Below are 18,232 nucleotides of genomic sequence, written 5' to 3' on the forward strand. Positions count from 1 at the left end.
ATTTATAAGTTCTATTTATTGGCGTTAGTGAGGTGGTTTAAATAATAAAAAATGCCCAATTTATTTATTACAAGAATGATTGAATTAGGCAATTAACGTGACGAATTGGGCAATCAGTTTTGGTGTGGGGCACGTATGGTTATGTGTTTAAGAATGAATGCGAGAAATAAAGCATGAAAGCATATCGTTTAGATAATTTCACAAGTATTGATGACCTACGTGTACAGAGTGAGAATGTCACACAGCCACAACAAGGTGAGGTATTAGTTCGCGTTCATGCGGTATCACTGAATTTTAGAGATATTGCAATCCTGCGCGGTCAGTATCCCGCCCCCCATTTAAAGGGATTGATCCCCACAAGCGACGGGGCCGGCGAAGTGATTGCCGTAGGGCCGGGCGTTGATTATTTTAACGTCGGAGATCGGGTCATGGGGGCGTTCCACCCTCGTTGGTTTGCGGGGCAGATGCCGACAAATCTTTTTCATTATGGCTATGGCAGTTTGTCTGATGGTTGGCTGGTTGAGCAGAAAGTTGTCAGTCAGGAGTCACTCGTTCGTATACCAGATAACCTTTCCTACGAGGAGGCTTCTACATTGCCTTGTGCTGCGTTAACAGCATGGAGTGCGCTGACTGACGGTTCTCCTGTTCGCTCTGGTGATACGGTGCTCATCCAGGGAACTGGTGGCGTCTCTATCTTTGCACTCCAACTGGCGAAAGCTGTTGGAGCTTCTGTTATTGCGACGACATCCAGTGCAGAGAAAGCTGAGCGTTTGCGTGAGCTCGGAGCCGATCATGTGGTTAACTACCGTGAGGAACTGCATTGGGGCGATCGCGTGCGGGCCTTATCTAACGGACAAGGTGTGGATCGTATTGTGGAAGTGGGTGGGCCAGGGACAATAGCGGAAAGCTTACGCGCAATCCGTCCCGGTGGCGACATTGCCCTTATCGGTTTCGTAAGTTCTGGAGGCACGGGCGTTGATTACATCGATATGTTTATGAGTGGTGCGACACTACGGCACATTTCGGTTGGCAGCCGTGAAGCACTTAAGGATCTCTCACGCGCCATCGCAATGGCTGATATCAAACCTATTATTGACCGTGTTTTTGACTTTGAGGAAGCGAAGCAGGCTTTTGCCTATCTTGATAGCCGATCCCACTTTGGGAAGGTCGTTATAAGGTGTTCTTAGGAGCAGGTCTATGTAGAGTGCTACATTTTTCTACTCACCATCTCTGTGTTGATGTTTGCTGTTGATCATTGAATTATGAACACCGACTCGCTGATTTCGGCCAGCGAGTCGGTGTTGTATTTTTTACACTTTATTCCCTTCCGTCGATTTTCTTCGAAAAAATAATAGCCATGATAGATATCTTGTCAGATAAGAGAAAAAAATAATGACAGCAAAGAAATCCCAATAAAAAAGTGATTTAGATTCTTCAAAGTCGAAGAAAGCAAAATCTACCTGAATCAACAAATAGGGCAGCATATCTCGATGAATAAAAACATGCAGACCGTAGAGTGATGTCATGATAAAGATCAGTGGCATTATTTTGGTAGCGAATAAGGAAGTAGGTAATATATTCCAAATTTTACAGAAGAAATTAGCCAGCATCTTCCAGTGTAGACCTAAATGCAGAGCAATAATAACCTGCACCCAATGCACGCTGGTCATGTGAATTTTTCTGACAAAATCTGATGTGCTATGAATAGGCAAATCAGGCAAGACATGTCGTGATAGCAGGATCCCACTCACGATGGCGGCAAGGAGCGTTAGCATCAAGAGCATATTTGTCGCCACCTGTAAAATACGAAATGCTGAGTATTCTCCCTGGGTGAGTTTTTTGAACCAGTGGGTATTTAAGCCGTTATGCAATAAAATGATGAAGAAAAAAATAACGCCAAGCCATTCATGTATGTTTTCATCCCATAAATGAAACCCCATCAGTGATAATAAAATTATCAGCATCAATGTATCCTGAATGACCTGAAATTTATATTTCGCTTTCATTCATTACCCTGTTATTTCTGTTCGCGAGGCAATTTACCCAGCCAATTGATAACATCAGTTATCGTCTCATCATCTGTCACGTCATTTCTTGAAATTGCAAGGCCTTCAGTAATCAGCTGAGAATTTGGTTGAAGGCGTGCAATTTCGCGAAGTGAGTCTGAAAAACGGCTACCACCGTGTGTCGTAAAAGGAATGATGGTTTTTCCCTGTAAATCGTGTTGTTCTAAAAAGCTGTATAACACCATGGGCATTTTGTACCACCAGATGGGGTAACCAATAAATACTGTGTCATAATCTTTAAGGTTTTGAACTTTGGCTTTCATTACTGGGCGCACATTTTCTTTTTGCTCTTTTTCCGCATATTGCAATAAAGGGTCGTGCTGCACGGGATAAGGTGTCACTGTTTCTATACGAAATAGTTCCCCACCAGTCTGCTGCTGAATGATCTGAGCAATATATTGTGTACTGCCGAGTCGCTCATTATTTTTCTGTAAAACACTGGCTCCCGAGACTCCATCAACACCCTCTAACGTGACATCTTCAGGCTGAGAAAAATAGACAATTAAAATACGTTTTCCCACCTGCGACTGTGCGGCGGTGGCTGATAAGCAGTTGACTGATATTGCCAGCAAAACAAATAATCGTAGTGCGATGAGCCGCATGGGTGAAAATCTCATATAGTAATCCTCATAATATATCTGGAATTTATGTTGATACTCATTTGCGGTACCCACTGCCGTGTAGGCAGTGGGTGGTTTTCCCTGGTGTGGCAAGGTTTCAATTTACGCCAGATATTGTTGGTAAAATGCCGTTAATTTTGTGACAGCGGGCGTAACGTATTGGGGTTTGTCATACATGTCGATATGGCTTGCACCAGGAACAAGGAAGAGCTCCTTGGGCTCCTGCGTTTTCTGATAGGCAAGCTCGCTAAAATACAAGCTATCGGCTTTCGCACCGGCGATCATCAACGCGGGGCGCGGTGAGATCGTCTCTAATTGTTCAAACCCATAGAATACCATCTGGGACGGAATACTGGAAAATACGGCACGAGCGGGGGCATTAGGGTGTTGTCCTCGTGCTGTACGGTAGTATTCATAGCCTTCCCGATACATAACGGGCGTATTTTCAGTGAAGTCTTTGGTCGATTCTGGCACGGTTGGGGTGAGCCTAATTGCCTCTCCTCGCGCCTCACGAGTCCTTTGCTCTGCGGCATCCTTCAGGAGCTGCATGCGTTGTTCGTAGGTGCGGGAATTCGAAAGACCATTCCGCCGTAAATCCCCAATTTCAGCGGCGCTGACGGTAGCAACGGCCTTGATTCGTTGCTCTGTTTGGGCCGCGCTCAATACATATCCTCCGCCGCCACAGATACCGAGTGAACCGATTCGGTTGGCATCGACATAAGAAAGGGTGCTGAGAAAATCGATGGAGCAACTGATATCGTCCACGCGAGCGCTCGGTAGCTCCATCAAATGTGGCTCACCGCCACTTTCTCCCTGATAAGAGGCATCATACGCCAGGGTAATAAAGCCCTGTTCGGCCAATTTCTGAGCGTAAAGTCCTGCCGTTTGTTCTTTGACGCCGCCGATGGGGTGTGTGACAACAATAGCGGCATATTTCTTATTCTGATCGAAGCCTGCTGGCTTGAACAGGTTAGCAACGATGCTCGTCTGTGTATTTCTGTTGGGGTATGTGACGCGCTCAATGAGCAGGCCTTTTTCGTTAGCGTACCCAATCACTGTGGGTACTGTTGTTGTTGCGCGTGGCAAAGAAGTTGCGGCTTTTGCTGAGGCGAAGGAAGGCACCAGCATGCTACCCCCCATGGCAACGCCAGAAACGACCACAGCCGAGGTACTGAGGAACTTACGTCTTTGCTCGTTGAATATTTTATCGTTCATCGTTAACTCCACCATTGTTACAACACTTATTAGTTTGATTGTGTTGTTAATTTGAAAGTATTGTTATTTTGGTAACGGTATTCGATAGATGAGTGACGAATACGTTTCCGTAAATGAATGGTATTTCATTGATAGGGTCACGATGCTGACATTTTGCTGACACCATTGTCAGAATAAACTCTGATGAGGACATTTTTATACATTTATATCGAATGGTTTTTTCTGACAAAAATGTTATCAACGGGTCATGCTAATGTCAGGTTCATTTGCTTATTATGGTGGCGTTAATTGAGTCATCCTGAATAAATTATTTAACTAAGATGGTTGTTATGAAATATATTAAATATATTCTTGCTGCATGTGCTATTTGTACCGTGTCAACCAGCGTTTTTGCTGCCAAGAGCGTGAGTTCTGGTGAGGGGTTAACGAAAGTGGGTGTTGTTTCTGTGCGCGGTGCTTCTTCGCTGGATAGTCTGGAAAATAAAATTTCCGAGAAAGCAGATAAAGCCGGCGCTAGTGCCTACCGAATTATTTCTGCCCAAGGAAATGATAGCCTGAACGGTGTTGCGGTTATTTATCGATAATTCTTATATAGTTAATTAAATATGTTTTTGAAAATGGCGATAATATTTACTATCGCCATTTTAATTATTGTTTTTTTAATGTGTAATATATTTCACTGATTTTTTTCGTGTGGCGCGATAGCCAGAGAAAAGCCAAACGTATTGATGCCGTCTCTGCTTTTAGCAAATACATCCCCATGATGCATTAACGCGACAGCCCGGACGATCGATAGGCCCAGCCCATGGTGCATATCGCTACGAGTACGTGAGGCATCTACACGATAAAAACGTTCAAACAGACGTGCCAGATGTGTATCCGTAATGGGATCTCCCACGTTAGTGACGGCGATATGGGCCAGTTCGCCTACCTTTTCGAGCGTTACCGTCACTTCGCTATTTTCCGGAGCGTGCCGCGCGCTGTTTTCCAATAAATTGGCGAGAGAACGGTGAAAGAGTCGACGGTCTACCTGAGCGAGGATGTCACCTTCAATACGGAGAGTCAGTGTTTTTTCAGCAAACGAGGGCTCCACGTATTCTGCTGTTTTTAATGTTTCCTCACGTAGCGATACCTTGGTTAATTGCGTTGCAAACTGGCCAGCCTGTGCATGAGAAAGGAATAGCATGTCATTGACAATCGAGGTCATTCGCTCAAGTTCTTCGAGATTCGATTGGAGTAAATCTTCCCATTCGTGGATGTTACGCTCCCGCGATAACCCGAGCTGGGTTTGGCCGATGAGGTTAGTGAGCGGTGTGCGTAACTCGTGGGCGACATCGGCATTGAAACTTTCTAGTTGTTTCCAGGCAACTTCCTGACGTGCGAGGACTCCATTGAACGAGGTCGCAAGTTTTTGCAGCTCAATAGGGAGATCAACGGTATCCAGACGCCGGCTGTGATCTCCGGGAGCAAGGGTATGGGCCTGTCGACTGAGATTGTTAACCGGGCGCATGCCAATTCGCGCAATAACGAAACCTAGCACCGCGACTAATAATACGCCTAATACCGTAATAATAATCAATACTCGGGTAAATTCGTTTAGGGTGCCCAGATAAGGTGTGGAATCAATCGCCACTGCGGAACGCAGAGCTGGGCGTTCACCTCGTGCGGGGATATCGGTAATTAGCAGGTAAAATGAACGGGCATTTTCATTATCGGGCATTTTGGTGAAACCACTTTTCAACTGTGCCCAATTGACTCCGCCGGGGAGGGGGGACCCTATGCGATAGCGCACGTCTTCGCTGAGGATCCAATATTGTGCTTTTCCCCCTTCGACCTGAATGAGGTTGTCGAATTTTGCCTGAATCATCTGCCAGTCTTTTGGCGTGGTTAGCGAAGTTAAATAGGGGGCAATGAGCGAATGGCGAAACTGCAATTCTTTGTGCATTTGATTACGCAGTGACTCATGCAAAGAGTGGTGTAACAAGAGTGCATAACCGGAAACGATGGTCATAGCGGCCAAGGCGAACATCAGCGCCAGACGGATGGATATCGAGGGTTTCATCACGGTCAACTTATTATTCAGGACGAGGGGCTGGGCGGTTTTCCAGTACGTATCCCATCCCCCGGACCGTATGGAGTAATTTTACCGTATAAGGGGCGTCGACTTTCGCTCGCAGCCGTTTAACAGCAACTTCTACTACGTTAGCGTCGCTATCGAAATTCATATCCCAGACCTGTTCGGCAATCATCATTTTCGACAGTATTTCGCCCTGATGTCGTGCCAGTAGGCTCAGCAGCGCGAACTCTTTGGCAGTCAGGTCCAGACGTTGCCCCGCACGGGTTACGCGTCTTGCCAGAAGATCGAGATGCATATCATCGATATGTAGCTGTGTGACATCAACGCCGTCACTGAGTCGGCGACGTAGCAGTGCCTGAATACGGGCGACCAGCTCAATCAAAGAAAAAGGTTTTGACAAATAATCGTCAGCACCGTGTCGTAACCCTTTCACGCGTTCATCGACTGAACCACGGGCTGATAGCATCAGCACTGGCGTTTGTTTATGGAGGCGTAAGCCCTCCAGCACCGCGTAACCATCTTTACCCGGTAGCATCACGTCCAAAATTACGGCGTCATAGTCGTACTGAACCGCAAGATGCAAACCATCTATCCCGTCGGCAGCCACATCGACCGTATAACCGAGCTCACTTAGCGCCCGGTAGATATAAGATGAGGTTTTCTCTTCATCCTCGACCAGCAGTAATCGCATGTTACCTGTCTCTATCATGTTATTTTTTGCACCTATCTGCGTTTTTCCACAGTATAAATGCCTCTATCCAACGCCAGCCTGACTGTCTCCTGACATTTCTGACAGCCAGGATAAACTGCACCTAATGTACATAGAGCTATGGGGGATTGATTCCCGATTTCAGGAATATGGCGACTTGCTTAAGCGCAATCATATTGAGTGGCTGATGATGTAGCAGTATGGCGGGGATGAAAATGAACTGGATTGCCAAATTTGATTTAATTTTTGCCTATTTCAACATAATGTAATAAAGCATGATGGTAATAAAAAAGAGAAGCGAGAAGTCAGCGATACGCTTTATTTTATTTCCTTTTTGATTAACCTTTTTATTTTAAATACCGATGAGAGTATGGCGCAATTTGCGATAAACTATACAAAGGTTGATATACCTAAAAATTCTGTTTCAGTGAAAATCACATGTCGGCTTACCGGGATAGGATATCTGAATGAAAAAAGGTGATTTTAGTGATTTTGCCGTCTTTATTGCTGTGGCTGAAGAGGGCAGTTTTACGCGGGCAGCGGCAAAGCTTGGGCTGTCACAGTCTGCACTGAGCTATACGGTACGCATGCTTGAGCAGCGTCTTGAGACTCGCTTGCTGTCACGAACTACCCGCAGCTTATCACTAACTGATGCCGGAGAACGCTTGCTCCATGCGTTAAAACCAGCATTTGAGCATATCAACCATGAAATTGCAGCGCTCAGCTCCCGGCAGGGTAAGCCCGCTGGGACGATCCGCATCACCACGTTTCGACATGCCGCCAGAACAGTACTCCTGCCAGCCCTCACTCCATTTTTACACGATTACCCTGATATCATCGTCGAGATCAGTGTTAACGAAGGACTGACCGATATCGTTGCTGGTCGGTTTGACGCCGGTATTCGCCTGGGAGAGCAGGTGCAGAAAGACATGATTGCAGTCAGAATCAGTCCCGATATTCGTATGGCCGTTGTTGGCTCTGCCTCCTACTTTGCGGCGCGAAAAGTCCCCAACACACCGCGTGAGTTGAGTGAACACCGCTGCGTCAGCTACAGGCAGAGTTCAGGTGGGGGGATTTATGCTTGGGAATTTGAAAAAGAGGGCGATGCGCTGGAAGTGCGTGTTAATGGGCCGTTGATTATCAACGACAATGAAATGTTGGAGGATGCTGCGCTCAGTGGATTGGGCCTGGTTTACACTTTCGAAAGTCATGTTATTCAGCACATTACTGCTGGGCGTTTAATCCGGGTATTGGAAGACTGGTGTCCGCCTGTATCGGGTTACCACCTTTACTACCCCAGCAGAAAACAACATACACCAGCCTTCGCCCTTCTGATTGATACACTCCGCTACAAAGGCTAGCAGGACATGGGCTCTCAGCTGGTTATGTTATAAATCTGCGTGCTGTAGCCTATTCATAAAATTCCTTTCTAAGGGCATGCAAATTATTGCCTCTAATCGAGCCGATTTTTTCCGGTTATTCTCCCCTTAATTTACGACTACAGACGATCTATTTTCGTCGCATCAATAACCACACTGGGGAGTTTAGATAATGAAAAAACGTTTTATCGGTGCTATAGCTGCAATGAGTCTGGTGCTTTCCGCTATGGGACATGCACAGGAGACTCAACCGCGCGGATATATGATCGCAAATTACGATATTAAAGATCAGGCTGGTTTCCAGAAGTATATGGATGCTGCCGGATCGCTGGCGCCGAAATATCATGGCACCGTGACCGTCTTTAATTTGAATGCAACCGCTGTGGAAGGTCATCCTAAATCAGTCATGGCGATTGCAGAATTCCCAAGCCTTGCGGATGCACAGCGCTTCTACAATTCTCCTGAATATACAGCAGCCAAGAAATTCCGCATCGCGTCGACGGAAGGTTCTGTGATCCTTACCGAAGGGTTCGTGCCGCCGAAACCATAGAGGAAAATTGCCTCCATGGGTTAACGGCAACTCACGTTTAGATTAGGAAATGAGGAGACTCACATGCGCCATACTAGCGGTACCAACACTGAGCAGGAAAATCCCCTTTTGCAACGTCGCCGACAAATCTTAAAAGCAGGTTTGTCACTTGCCACTCTCCCTATTGTCGCTGCCGTGTCTTCGGGGGTGATGGCCGCGAGTACGTCAACAGCCACAACTGCAACGAACGTCACGGCTGATACCGCATCCGATGCATTCATCAACGGGTTGGCTGACTTAATGGCGCACTCGACTCGGACGCCTATTTTGAGATGGCCAAACGAGTATGGTATGGAGTTCGAGGAAATATTTTTCCCCGCTATCGATGGTGTTACGGTAGAAGGCTGGTTCATTCCCGCTGACTCGGACAAGCTGATCATCTGTAACCATCCAATGCCGTGCAATCGCTATGGCTACCCTGGGCACTTGGAGCCCTGGACCAATTTTGGTGGTTTCGAGGTGAATTTCCTGCCGGAATATAAAGTGTTGCATGATGCCGGTTATAACATTATTGCTTACGACATCCGCAATCATGGACGTAGCGGGATGGGAAGCGGCGGAGTCAATGGACATGGTGTATTGGAATATCGGGATGTGATTGGTTCTCTGCGCTATGCGAAATCTCGCGCGGAGACAAAAAAGATGAAAACTGCGCTTTACAGTCGCTGCCTGGGAGCCAACGCGACCATCGTGGGGATGCATAAGCACCCGAAAGAGTTTGCGCATGTTAAAGCGTTATTTGCGTTGCAACCTGTGACGCCTCGGGTGTTCGTTGAGAAAGCGGTTGAAGCACAAAACATCGTTAATGGCGTAGAGAAATTTGATACCGCATTTCACCGGAGAACCGGATATCGTCTGGCTGATGTCTGGCCGATGGAATATGCTAAAGCTGTCACCGTGCCAACGCTGGTTGCGCAGGTTCGCAATGATTTTCTGACCAAACCCTCTAATGTGCAGGAAATTTACGACACTATCGCAGCTAAAGATAAAAAGTTGTATTGGATAGAAGGAACCGATCAGCGTTTTCAAGGCTATAACTATTTTGGCAAAAATCCAGAAGTCATGTTGGATTGGTTTAATAGCCATATCTGAATATAGCAGCCGGATTTAAGGTCCGCGCATCATCATTAAGAACGTGAGAAATATTAGTAATCAGATAAATTATGGTGTTCGCGCTGACCTGTGTTGAATGTAGTCTTGTGTTTTCTCGATTAAAGAATATTTAACTGATGAGGTATTTATGGGTGGCATTAGTATCACGCAGCTATTAATTATCGCGGCGATTATTATTTTGCTCTTTGGGACGAAAAAATTGAGCAGCCTTGGTGCTGATTTGGGCGCATCGATTAAAGGTTTTAAAAAAGCGATGGGGGAGGAAAATGATAAAACCACGCCTGTTGAAGAAAGTAACAAGATTACCCCATCTCTGAGCGATCATCATTTTAATGATATGCCGGATGAAACCCAGAAAAAAGATAAGTGAAAACGCGTGCCGCCACTTCCAGCAAACCTTTTTTCTCAACCCCTTTCAGTAGATCGATGACGTGGCGAGTTTTCAGTTCTGTGACTGGCAGGTGTCCAATTATCAGGAAGATATGATTGTTCATGCTGGCGAGCAGGCGGGTTCATGGTTCTTCGACCATGCTCGGTTGCTTTTATGCCAGCTCAATGCCACGGTCTTGAAACTCTTAGCAGGAGAACGAGCTGCTTTTTCAGCGGCACGTTGCTGTGCCGGGTTGATATTTTGCACCAGTAGTTTACGGAGTTCATCACGCTTCTGGCGTGCTTCTGACAGACTGATTAACGGATAAGCGCCCAACGCTATGCGGGTCTCTTTGCCAAAAAAATAGTATCTGAAGTACCAGAGACGTGAACCAGTAGGTTTAACGTGAAGGTACAGACCGTGAGAATCGGAAACGTTGAAAGGTCTTGCGGATGGTTTTACGTTGCGGATTTTTGAGTCGTTAAGAGACATTTGGGGGTCACCCCGTCATCGAACCAACGTGACCCCGAATCTGACCACCATATTCTCCCAATGCGGGATACAGACGAAATGTGTACCGGAAATACTTTTGCACGTGAAGGCATTGAATAAAATGATAAAAACAAAAATCCCGCTTAAGTTTCCTTAAGCGGGATTTTCTAAATTTGGCTCCTCTGACTGGACTCGTATTTCATCTGTAACCCCTGTTACTCGTGGTTTTCATAATGTTAGTGTTTTTTATACCAACACTTCTACCAACATTATTTAATCTGCTTGTATAAAATGTCAATTAAAAACAATTAGTTGTTGTCATAACATGTTGTCTATTGATGCATTGGAAAGGTTTGATGATCAACATCATATTGTCAGTGTTTTTATGATTTTTCTGCTTGAGAAACAGATCATTATTGAATGATAACTCAATTTTTAACATTATTCCTTGGTTGGGGCTCAACTGATTGAAGTTGAATTCATTATGCCACTACACACACCTAGATGTTATTCGACAGGCTGCTTTGAGCGCAGACTGTGAGAAAACGTTTTTGGTCGCTAACTATTACCAAGAATAGGGCTGAAAACTGCGCTCATACGTAAAATCCAGCTCTGCTTCTACTAGTCAGCCTATCAATTTCAGATTTTACATATACGCACGTACTTCAGTTTTAGGTCAGGTTTTTCACACAGCCTGAGCGAAAAGTGGACATTAGGCCTTGCCCTTGAGTAAGAAACTCTCATCAAGCGCTGCAGGCAGTGAACCATTTAATTTATTAATAATCTTTGTCAGCATGAAACCTGCCAGAGCAATATTTCGTGGACAGACAGACACGCATCATTCTGATTCCTAACGCTTGAATTGCGAGTGGTTTTCCGCTGTGTTTTACGCCAGTTCGATAGTATGGGCTATGAAATTTAGTGTTCTCGAAATTGAGCATTCCATTGTCTAGCCTTATGACTCGTTTCTTTGAGGTTTATCTCTGGATAGTTTTGATGGATAAAATTTGTAAAATCATAAAGAAGAGAACGATATTCTTGATACAGGACTTCCAATTGATCATAAAGATCATGTTCTTCTTTACTCCTACAAAAATCCATTGGCATAGGGAATATTAGCTGTTTTGTATTCGCTTGATACTCATAAGTAAATAGACCTTTGCAGATGATTTCATACCATTTATCAAGCCAAGAGTGGAGCTTTATACCTAACACCTCATCGTGAATGTAAAAAGAAGGATTAGCTCTTATTGGATTAAAGGTGTCAGACGCGCATAGAAAATTAGCATCAAGTGATTTAGGAGCCATTTCTATCGCGTAGGGAATACTTTCCACGTCAATATATTCGAAGAGTCCTTTTATATTTTCGATATCTCTTTGCCTTAAATCCAATATAGGAGGCTGGGTATACTCTAACTCCGAAAACATCTGTGGATAATGGCGTCTAACAGCATTTACATCTTTTGTTAATTCTTGAATAATATCGTTCCAGAATAGTATACCAACAGAGAATTTCCCCTCCTGAACTCTGGCAATAGACAAGGTACGGACATACTTCTGTAGATTTACATCTGATGGGGATGTTGTAGCAATATATAAAGTGGATATTGCTGGCTGAAAACTCTCTGCATTAGAGATTTCCTCATTGATTAACAATTCACTTATCGATTTCGTAGTTAATTTGCATTGAATGCCAACTAAACGTCCGAGGTCATCTGTTCCATATATATCTACTCCATTTTGCTTTTGTCCTTGCCGACCATGCATTGTCAGGTTACTAGTTCGCCATCTCAATTCCAAGGCACTTTTTACGATACTCTCAAATTCCTCCCATCCGTTTGGGGGTGGGATCATCATATTTCCAAAAGTAGGCAACTTGTTACTCCATTTGTTCATGGTGCTGAAGGGTCTTTAGAAATCAAACGATTTAATAGAAGATAAAATATACGCAAATTGGAGTTTTTTCTCCTAGACTAATTTTTATACATACCAATCTAAATCCGAATTACATCTTTTTCAACAAATTTTTCTATAATTAGTCAAAGCATTTCTGACAAAATCTAGGTGCTCTATAAACAAGATGTTTTTAATCCACTTTTTGGCGAATTACTGGGTGTTCAATCAGTGGTTTTTGCGAGTGTTCATTGGAAAATGAAATGAAAAACTAAACAATATCTGTCTGCTCTTGGCGCTAAGCAGAATAACAGCTTAGGCCAAGGCTAAACTTCTTGAAGGTATTGGGGATCGAGTGATTTGTGAGAATTGGTTAAATAATGATCAGAAGGAACACCAAGTCACATTCAATGTTTCAATGCCCTTGGCTTGGGTGACTGACATCTTTTTTTCACTTTCTCTATGCTGTTGAATGAGATAGCTTTATCACAGCTCAAAACCAACATTTATAGAGAAAACAATGATAAAAAAGATGCCTAAAGCGGAGATCGTCGAAGCATTAAGCAAGTGGTTTGATGTAAGCCGTTACGATGTGCTGAAAGACTTAACGCTAGAACAAATTTATGCTGAGTTGGAAAGACGGATCTTTGCCTATAAAACCAGACAGCAATGGGAAACAGCAGGCGAAGAGAACCAAATGCTGGCGATCTACCATGATGCCCTGATCCGTTCTGGTAAGGTCTTACACGAGGATAAATGGATCTCTGACAGCCATATGCTGGCACACAGTTATGCTGTCAGGCCAATGACAAGAACTTCGCTGTTTAACTATGGAAGGGCGATGTATCGTCTAGAAAACAACGTGCCTAAAGATGATGTTTCAGTGAGTTCGGCATACATATCTGAATACCTGAAACAGGGTGGGTTAAACCCTGCTAACAAGATGCTGATTGAGATTGATTTAGATGAAGCCAGTAGTGACGATCTGGCTGAACACCTAAAAGTGCTTATCAGTCAGTGGCAGAAGCACCTGAAAGCACCTAAGCCCCCGGAAAAAGATTTCCGCTTTGGTCATAAAACATTCCAAAAGATACTCGATTACAAGATCATCCCGTTGATGGATCTTATCGGATGGGAACAACTCAACAATCAGAAGATCCCGTATCCTGTATTGGCTGGCCTTCTACACCCCGATATACGTTATGCCAGAGGCAGCGAGCAAATCAAAGACACTGATTACCCTCTAGCCTATGACTTCTTGAACAATGACAATTATTTCAAGTCGTTAAATGATTTTTTCATAAAAAACATGCATGTAAAAAGTTCGAATATTATTGAAGTCATCACTATGAATGACAAACCTGAACCTAAGAAGAAAACAAGGGAAAGTCGCTAAGCCTGAACGTCCCCGGCATTCACCCCTCGTAAAAATCCCCTAAATTCACTGGTCCTGAACTTCCCCTCTGTTCAGGGCTGGTGAACCAACCTAGTTTCTCACAAGCGATCTCCATACAATTATTTCCATCGAAACAACATACAGAAAAACGAAATATCAGAGATATTACGTAAATAACATAGGAGATAAATATGGTTCAAATCGTAGCAAACAAAAAACAACGCCTTATCCGTTTACCAGAAGTAAAAAGAAGAACAGGTTTTGGGAAAACGTGGATTTATACGCTTATTAAATCTGGACGTTTTCCTTCACCGGTGAAAACGGGTGTAAGAGCAGTTGCCTTTATTGAAAGTGAGATTGATGCATGGATTGAGAAAATCATTTCTGATTCACGCCCTGTATCTGAATAACAAATATTTTAATAACAACAAGAGGAAATAAAATGAAGAGTAATGAAATGAAAAAAATCAAAGAGTCATCTACCAATATTTTTACTGCTATGGCGAAGAATCTTTATATCACAGGAATACGTATATATAAAGAACAAGAAGATTATGAGGTATTGGAAGCCATAATGTTAGATAGCAACAGAACGGAATCATATCTTTCGCATGTTAAAGAGTATCTGGCAAAACGCTTTGATGAACATATGGAAGAAGCTGGGAAAAGAGAAAGACTGATTTATGTTGATATGGATAAAGTCATGTCTGAAATGAGATATGTACATACTCAAGCATTACTTTTTAGTATGAGCTAACAATACAGTATTTGGCCCCGAAAGGGGCTAATAAAAAACAAAATGAATTAAATAAGCATTTAACTATGAGGATATATACATGTCTAAAGAAAAAATAAACATTAATAAATCAACCGAACTGTTCTATGAGCTTGCTTGTAGATCATTTGCCGCAAGCTGGAATATGTTTATGGAAGTTAATGGTGATGGTGACGCCAATGATTATTTGGATGACCCGGATTTTATGAGTCCATTTATTATCCATGTGATTGACCATATTCAGAACAACTTTGAAAGATTCACTGCCCAAGAAGGAAATAACGGCAATATTAATCAAGTTAACTTTGAACTGGTCGCTGCCATGTTAGTAGAGTATTCAGACAGCTTTAGTAAATAAGAACTAATCTTGCCCCGCAAGGGGCTAACCAAAATATAAGAGGGAAATATAAATGATAAACAACAACGAACAAAGTTATATGACAAATGAAATATCTGTAGTCGTAAGTATGTTGTGCGAAGGAACCCCGAAAGTAATAAATACTATTCAAGAAAGCTTTGATGTGTTTGTTGCCCTTAGTGGGTATTCAGTAGAAGAAATGATAGGGGATAAGAACTTGATTGGTGCTTTAAATCGACATATCAATAACGATTTAGTTGATGAGTTAGATCTGGAATATGGTTCCGTCATCATCAATATCGTTTATAACAACTAATTATTTTTACTAACTATTAACATAATGAAAGGATTAAAGATGAAAGAGATTATATTGAACAGTAATGAGGAAACAAAAAACGAACTTATTGCCAACATCTTACAAGGATACTGTGATGAAATATATGCCATTTATGAAAAACATCCTGAAACAGCAATCGACATTTTGAATGATGGGTTCCTTTCAAGCATCACATATGATGTTTTGATAACTCGTGAGATGAAGAAATACTCTATCAAAAATGATGTATCTGATATCAATAGAAGAGATTTAAAAGCCACTATCTTGTATTGGCACCAAGAACACATCATTGAGCTTGTTTCGAAAAATATAAATCAGGATGAAAATGGAGATCCTGTTTATTGGAAGCTGAAAATGACAGTTGTTTGATCTTCAATATTATGAATATTCCCTCGAAAGAGGGAAATAACATGAATGATAAACTAAGGGTTATAATATGATTGATGAATTCCACGTTATGTTTATGTATAGAAAAATCCAAGCAGAAGCCGCTACTACTGATATCAAAACATTGAATCAACTGTTAAAGAAGTTCCGCAAAGTAGTAGCGGAGCGACGGGAAGAATACTATCGGGAGATTGGTGAGCAAAAGGCTCAGAATTTGAGGGCTAAGAGATTACAAAAGTTGCTTGAGAAAATGGGGCGTGATCGTATTTCACTTAAGGAGCTATTCTGCACGAGTTCAGACAGGGCCGGATCACACTTTGTTAAAAAATTGAACTATTCTCTAATAGACTGATCTCAAAGTAGAATAACTTTTTGAGGTCTTGATATGACACTTTTTGACCACCTCTCTCTGGTAGAGGAAACTCGTTCTCCTATTAATCAACAACATCATCTTGTTGATGTCCTATTTCTTGTTCTCGCTGCGGTCGCCAGTGGACAAAATGGGTGGGCTGAAATTCAACAGTTTGGTGAACTACGCCTCGACTGGTTAAGAAAATTTCGATTATTTTCCAATGGCATACCACGGCGTCATACTATTGCCAGAATAATGAAAGCCGTCGATCCCGACAGCTTTCAGTTCTGTATTTTTAGCTGGATTAATGACATTCGCGCCAAATCAAGCAAGCCACTCATTGCGATTGATGGAAAGACGCTGAAAAGTGCCTCTCTGTGGAGTCGTAACGATTTTCACTCTGTTAATGCTTATGACCTGAATAATGGCATTGCGCTTTATCAGGATATGGCCGAGGGAAAAGGAAAAGAAATCAAAACAGTACAGAATCTTGTTTGCATGCTTAACATCAAGGATGCACTGATAACGCTTGATGCGTTACATGCACAAAAAGAAACGCTTGAAAGCATTGTGGCGAGAAAAGGTCATTACCTTGTACAAGTCAAAGGAAATCAGCCGACATTGTTTAATGCAGTGAAAGCGCAATTCCATGAGGCGTTTAACGATAATACCGCGTTAGCACAATATGAAATGCAGGATAAAGGGCATGGCCGAATGGAGCGCCGTATTACTTTTCAAATACCGGCAGAGTTGAGCCCGGAGTTACAGGAGAAATGGCCTTCAATAAAAACACTGGTCGCGGTTGAAAGACACCGTAAAGACAAAAAATCGAATACGCTGGATACGGCATTTTATCTGTCATCTTACGATATTGATGCAGAGTTTATGGCGACATCGGTCCGTCATCACTGGGGCATAGAGAACAGTCTGCACTGGGTATTAGATGTTGTTTATAAAGAAGATGCTTGCCGTATTCACGATGAGAATGGTACAAAAGTCTTGTCATTAGTCAGAAAGATGGCGCTCAATCTGGCAAAGATGGAGAGCACACAAAACCGGAGTATGAAAAGCAAAGTGCAACGTGCACTATTGGATGATGACTATCGGGAGTTAATGATTTTTGCGAATGTTAAATGTCATTAACAAAGTATGCTCCGGCCCTGCGAGTTCAGACTTGAGCTGATGTCATTCCCGTAGCTATAACTAAACTAACATGTAGATTTTTGCAAATAACCCATACCACTTATGTCCAGCCATATTTAGAGTATTGTTTTTTTTAAAGAGGCAGAGTATTATTTGATGGTCTTAGTAAATATAAGTTGGTATCATTACATGTTATGTAACATAAACTTACTGGGAGTTTGTCCATTAAATGAAATTTCTGAACAGAATTGATGAGTTTCTAATAAAGGAAAAATCCGATTTAATTGGGCATGTTGAAGTTTATAATGCCTGTAAAAAAGTTATAAATCTAGTGCATTCTTCTGATAAAGAAATGTTGGAGATTTGTGAAGAATTAGATATCAGGAGTATAAATATATTTTATGGTGAAACGGGGACTGGAAAAACCACATTATCTTATTCGTTGGCTAAATATGCACTAGATGAGTTCGAAGCTGAGTTATATGAAATAAACATACAGCACATTATAACATCTGATTTAGGGAAGACACTAGAAAACTTTCACGCCGCCTATGAAGAAATAAAGGATTTGAGTGCTGATGGGAATGGCATTGTTCTATTTTTAGATGAAGTTGATAGATTGTTTGTAGATAGGAACCAAACTAATGAGGTTTCGGAAATGAAACGAGCATTTATATCTTTCATGGATTTTTTACAATCAATTTCATTCGAAAATAGAATAACGATTCTTGCGACAACAAACTGTTTTGAACTATTGGACCCGGCACTTAAACGTAGGTTCTCTTTCCAATATGAAATTAAATGCAATAGATTTGAATTAGATTTGTATTTGAAGAGGATAAAAGAAAAATTACCAGAAAGAATAAGTAAGGATATATCATGGGATGATTTTAGTATGTTTAAAACCATTGCGGAAATAAAGCAAAAAATTAGAGTTGATATAATTGAATCATTATAGTGA

The 18,232-nt window shown here is 42.4% G+C and carries 21 protein-coding genes and 1 pseudogene; 15 read left to right on the forward strand and 7 right to left on the reverse strand.

The features are described from left to right. The first annotated feature begins 173 nt into the window (after positions 1 to 173). Positions 174 to 1,187, forward strand: a complete 1,014-nt coding sequence (locus EIP93_RS08405) for a zinc-dependent alcohol dehydrogenase family protein (RefSeq protein ID WP_040030784.1) — start codon at positions 174 to 176, stop codon at positions 1,185 to 1,187. 123 nt (positions 1,188 to 1,310) lie between these two features. Here EIP93_RS08405 and EIP93_RS08410 read toward each other — a convergent pair whose 3' ends face one another. From EIP93_RS08410 to EIP93_RS08420, 3 genes are all read right to left on the reverse strand, one after another. Beyond that, a complete protein-coding gene (locus EIP93_RS08410; protein ID WP_010305040.1) occupies positions 1,311 to 2,006 on the reverse strand; it encodes a DUF4405 domain-containing protein in 696 nt (231 codons plus the stop codon). 11 nt (positions 2,007 to 2,017) lie between these two features. Further along, positions 2,018 to 2,683, reverse strand: a complete 666-nt coding sequence (locus EIP93_RS08415; protein ID WP_044203501.1) for a flavodoxin — start codon at positions 2,681 to 2,683, stop codon at positions 2,018 to 2,020. Between the two features lie 105 nt (positions 2,684 to 2,788). Continuing rightward, positions 2,789 to 3,901: an alpha/beta hydrolase gene (locus EIP93_RS08420; RefSeq protein WP_164498007.1), complete on the reverse strand. Its 1,113-nt coding sequence runs from the start codon at positions 3,899 to 3,901 to the stop codon at positions 2,789 to 2,791. Between the two features lie 329 nt (positions 3,902 to 4,230). Here EIP93_RS08420 and bhsA point away from each other — a divergent pair, with 329 nt between their 5' ends. After that, a complete protein-coding gene (gene bhsA, locus EIP93_RS08425) occupies positions 4,231 to 4,485 on the forward strand; it encodes a multiple stress resistance protein BhsA (RefSeq protein ID WP_107333069.1) in 255 nt (84 codons plus the stop codon). A gap of 92 nt (positions 4,486 to 4,577) precedes the next feature. On the opposite strand, the gene EIP93_RS08430 is transcribed toward bhsA, so the two are convergent. Further along, positions 4,578 to 5,966 (reverse strand): heavy metal sensor histidine kinase, encoded by a 1,389-nt coding sequence (locus EIP93_RS08430; protein WP_164498025.1) that lies wholly within the window; start codon positions 5,964 to 5,966, stop codon positions 4,578 to 4,580. Positions 5,967 to 5,976: 10 nt separating this feature from the next. Next, a complete protein-coding gene (locus tag EIP93_RS08435) occupies positions 5,977 to 6,669 on the reverse strand; it encodes a heavy metal response regulator transcription factor (RefSeq protein ID WP_039492651.1) in 693 nt (230 codons plus the stop codon). Between the two features lie 485 nt (positions 6,670 to 7,154). Between EIP93_RS08435 and EIP93_RS08440 the strand changes: the two genes are divergently transcribed. From EIP93_RS08440 to tatA, 4 genes are all read left to right on the forward strand, one after another. Continuing rightward, positions 7,155 to 8,048, forward strand: a complete 894-nt coding sequence (locus EIP93_RS08440) for a LysR family transcriptional regulator (RefSeq protein WP_103941200.1) — start codon at positions 7,155 to 7,157, stop codon at positions 8,046 to 8,048. A gap of 190 nt (positions 8,049 to 8,238) precedes the next feature. Continuing rightward, positions 8,239 to 8,616, forward strand: coding sequence for a DUF1330 domain-containing protein (locus EIP93_RS08445; protein WP_039492648.1), 378 nt, complete (start codon positions 8,239 to 8,241; stop codon positions 8,614 to 8,616). 63 nt (positions 8,617 to 8,679) lie between these two features. Beyond that, the gene (locus EIP93_RS08450) at positions 8,680 to 9,747 is read left to right on the forward strand and encodes an alpha/beta hydrolase family protein (RefSeq protein WP_040030785.1); all 1,068 of its coding nucleotides are present in this window, start codon (positions 8,680 to 8,682) and stop codon (positions 9,745 to 9,747) included. A 148-nt stretch (positions 9,748 to 9,895) separates the two neighbouring features. Continuing rightward, the gene (tatA, locus tag EIP93_RS08455; RefSeq protein WP_039492644.1) at positions 9,896 to 10,138 is read left to right on the forward strand and encodes a Sec-independent protein translocase subunit TatA; all 243 of its coding nucleotides are present in this window, start codon (positions 9,896 to 9,898) and stop codon (positions 10,136 to 10,138) included. Here the strand turns inward: tatA and EIP93_RS08460 are convergent. Together EIP93_RS08460 and EIP93_RS08465 are read right to left on the reverse strand one after the other, a co-directional pair. After that, positions 10,101 to 10,630: pseudogene (locus EIP93_RS08460) on the reverse strand (tyrosine-type recombinase/integrase); the annotation flags it as partial. The gene tatA and the pseudogene EIP93_RS08460 sit on opposite strands and share 38 nt — an antisense overlap. Before the next feature lie 918 nt (positions 10,631 to 11,548). Then, positions 11,549 to 12,505, reverse strand: a complete 957-nt coding sequence (locus EIP93_RS08465) for a hypothetical protein (RefSeq protein WP_125232558.1) — start codon at positions 12,503 to 12,505, stop codon at positions 11,549 to 11,551. Positions 12,506 to 13,043: 538 nt separating this feature from the next. Between EIP93_RS08465 and EIP93_RS08470 the strand changes: the two genes are divergently transcribed. From EIP93_RS08470 to EIP93_RS08510, 9 genes are all read left to right on the forward strand, one after another. Then, a complete protein-coding gene (locus EIP93_RS08470) occupies positions 13,044 to 13,919 on the forward strand; it encodes a DUF6387 family protein (RefSeq protein WP_125232559.1) in 876 nt (291 codons plus the stop codon). Positions 13,920 to 14,110: 191 nt separating this feature from the next. Next, positions 14,111 to 14,329 carry a helix-turn-helix transcriptional regulator gene (locus EIP93_RS08475; protein ID WP_125232560.1) on the forward strand — a complete coding sequence of 73 codons (219 nt, stop codon included), beginning with the start codon at positions 14,111 to 14,113 and terminating at the stop codon, positions 14,327 to 14,329. A gap of 32 nt (positions 14,330 to 14,361) precedes the next feature. Next, positions 14,362 to 14,676, forward strand: coding sequence for a hypothetical protein (locus EIP93_RS08480; protein ID WP_125232561.1), 315 nt, complete (start codon positions 14,362 to 14,364; stop codon positions 14,674 to 14,676). 79 nt (positions 14,677 to 14,755) lie between these two features. Continuing rightward, positions 14,756 to 15,052 carry a hypothetical protein gene (locus EIP93_RS08485; RefSeq protein ID WP_125232562.1) on the forward strand — a complete coding sequence of 99 codons (297 nt, stop codon included), beginning with the start codon at positions 14,756 to 14,758 and terminating at the stop codon, positions 15,050 to 15,052. Between the two features lie 79 nt (positions 15,053 to 15,131). Next, positions 15,132 to 15,368, forward strand: coding sequence for a hypothetical protein (locus EIP93_RS08490; RefSeq protein WP_125233324.1), 237 nt, complete (start codon positions 15,132 to 15,134; stop codon positions 15,366 to 15,368). A 39-nt stretch (positions 15,369 to 15,407) separates the two neighbouring features. Then, positions 15,408 to 15,758, forward strand: a complete 351-nt coding sequence (locus tag EIP93_RS08495) for a hypothetical protein (protein ID WP_039535820.1) — start codon at positions 15,408 to 15,410, stop codon at positions 15,756 to 15,758. A gap of 67 nt (positions 15,759 to 15,825) precedes the next feature. Beyond that, a complete protein-coding gene (locus tag EIP93_RS08500) occupies positions 15,826 to 16,128 on the forward strand; it encodes an H-NS family histone-like protein (protein WP_125232563.1) in 303 nt (100 codons plus the stop codon). A 33-nt stretch (positions 16,129 to 16,161) separates the two neighbouring features. After that, complete coding sequence (locus EIP93_RS08505) at positions 16,162 to 17,271, forward strand: ISAs1 family transposase (protein WP_025919286.1); 1,110 nt, start codon at positions 16,162 to 16,164, stop codon at positions 17,269 to 17,271. Between the two features lie 229 nt (positions 17,272 to 17,500). Continuing rightward, positions 17,501 to 18,229: an ATP-binding protein gene (locus EIP93_RS08510; RefSeq protein ID WP_103158520.1), complete on the forward strand. Its 729-nt coding sequence runs from the start codon at positions 17,501 to 17,503 to the stop codon at positions 18,227 to 18,229. The last annotated feature ends 3 nt before the right edge of the window (positions 18,230 to 18,232 follow it).

Source organism: Pectobacterium versatile, assembly GCF_003932035.1.
In the GTDB taxonomy this organism is placed as follows: domain Bacteria; phylum Pseudomonadota; class Gammaproteobacteria; order Enterobacterales; family Enterobacteriaceae; genus Pectobacterium; species Pectobacterium versatile.

Bases quoted from the DNA above. Each gene is read 5' to 3' on its own strand.
- EIP93_RS08405 (WP_040030784.1), top strand. From the start codon at position 174: ATGAAAGCATATCGTTTAGATAATTTCACAAGTATTGATGACCTACGT.
- EIP93_RS08410 (WP_010305040.1), bottom strand. From the start codon at position 2,006: ATGAAAGCGAAATATAAATTTCAGGTCATTCAGGATACATTGATGCTG.
- EIP93_RS08415 (WP_044203501.1), bottom strand. From the start codon at position 2,683: ATGAGATTTTCACCCATGCGGCTCATCGCACTACGATTATTTGTTTTG.
- EIP93_RS08420 (WP_164498007.1), bottom strand. From the start codon at position 3,901: ATGAACGATAAAATATTCAACGAGCAAAGACGTAAGTTCCTCAGTACC.
- bhsA (WP_107333069.1), top strand. From the start codon at position 4,231: ATGAAATATATTAAATATATTCTTGCTGCATGTGCTATTTGTACCGTG.
- EIP93_RS08435 (WP_039492651.1), bottom strand. From the start codon at position 6,669: ATGCGATTACTGCTGGTCGAGGATGAAGAGAAAACCTCATCTTATATC.
- EIP93_RS08440 (WP_103941200.1), top strand. From the start codon at position 7,155: ATGAAAAAAGGTGATTTTAGTGATTTTGCCGTCTTTATTGCTGTGGCT.
- EIP93_RS08445 (WP_039492648.1), top strand. From the start codon at position 8,239: ATGAAAAAACGTTTTATCGGTGCTATAGCTGCAATGAGTCTGGTGCTT.
- EIP93_RS08450 (WP_040030785.1), top strand. From the start codon at position 8,680: ATGCGCCATACTAGCGGTACCAACACTGAGCAGGAAAATCCCCTTTTG.
- tatA (WP_039492644.1), top strand. From the start codon at position 9,896: ATGGGTGGCATTAGTATCACGCAGCTATTAATTATCGCGGCGATTATT.
- EIP93_RS08470 (WP_125232559.1), top strand. From the start codon at position 13,044: ATGATAAAAAAGATGCCTAAAGCGGAGATCGTCGAAGCATTAAGCAAG.
- EIP93_RS08475 (WP_125232560.1), top strand. From the start codon at position 14,111: ATGGTTCAAATCGTAGCAAACAAAAAACAACGCCTTATCCGTTTACCA.
- EIP93_RS08480 (WP_125232561.1), top strand. From the start codon at position 14,362: ATGAAGAGTAATGAAATGAAAAAAATCAAAGAGTCATCTACCAATATT.
- EIP93_RS08485 (WP_125232562.1), top strand. From the start codon at position 14,756: ATGTCTAAAGAAAAAATAAACATTAATAAATCAACCGAACTGTTCTAT.
- EIP93_RS08490 (WP_125233324.1), top strand. From the start codon at position 15,132: ATGACAAATGAAATATCTGTAGTCGTAAGTATGTTGTGCGAAGGAACC.
- EIP93_RS08495 (WP_039535820.1), top strand. From the start codon at position 15,408: ATGAAAGAGATTATATTGAACAGTAATGAGGAAACAAAAAACGAACTT.
- EIP93_RS08500 (WP_125232563.1), top strand. From the start codon at position 15,826: ATGATTGATGAATTCCACGTTATGTTTATGTATAGAAAAATCCAAGCA.
- EIP93_RS08505 (WP_025919286.1), top strand. From the start codon at position 16,162: ATGACACTTTTTGACCACCTCTCTCTGGTAGAGGAAACTCGTTCTCCT.
- EIP93_RS08510 (WP_103158520.1), top strand. From the start codon at position 17,501: ATGAAATTTCTGAACAGAATTGATGAGTTTCTAATAAAGGAAAAATCC.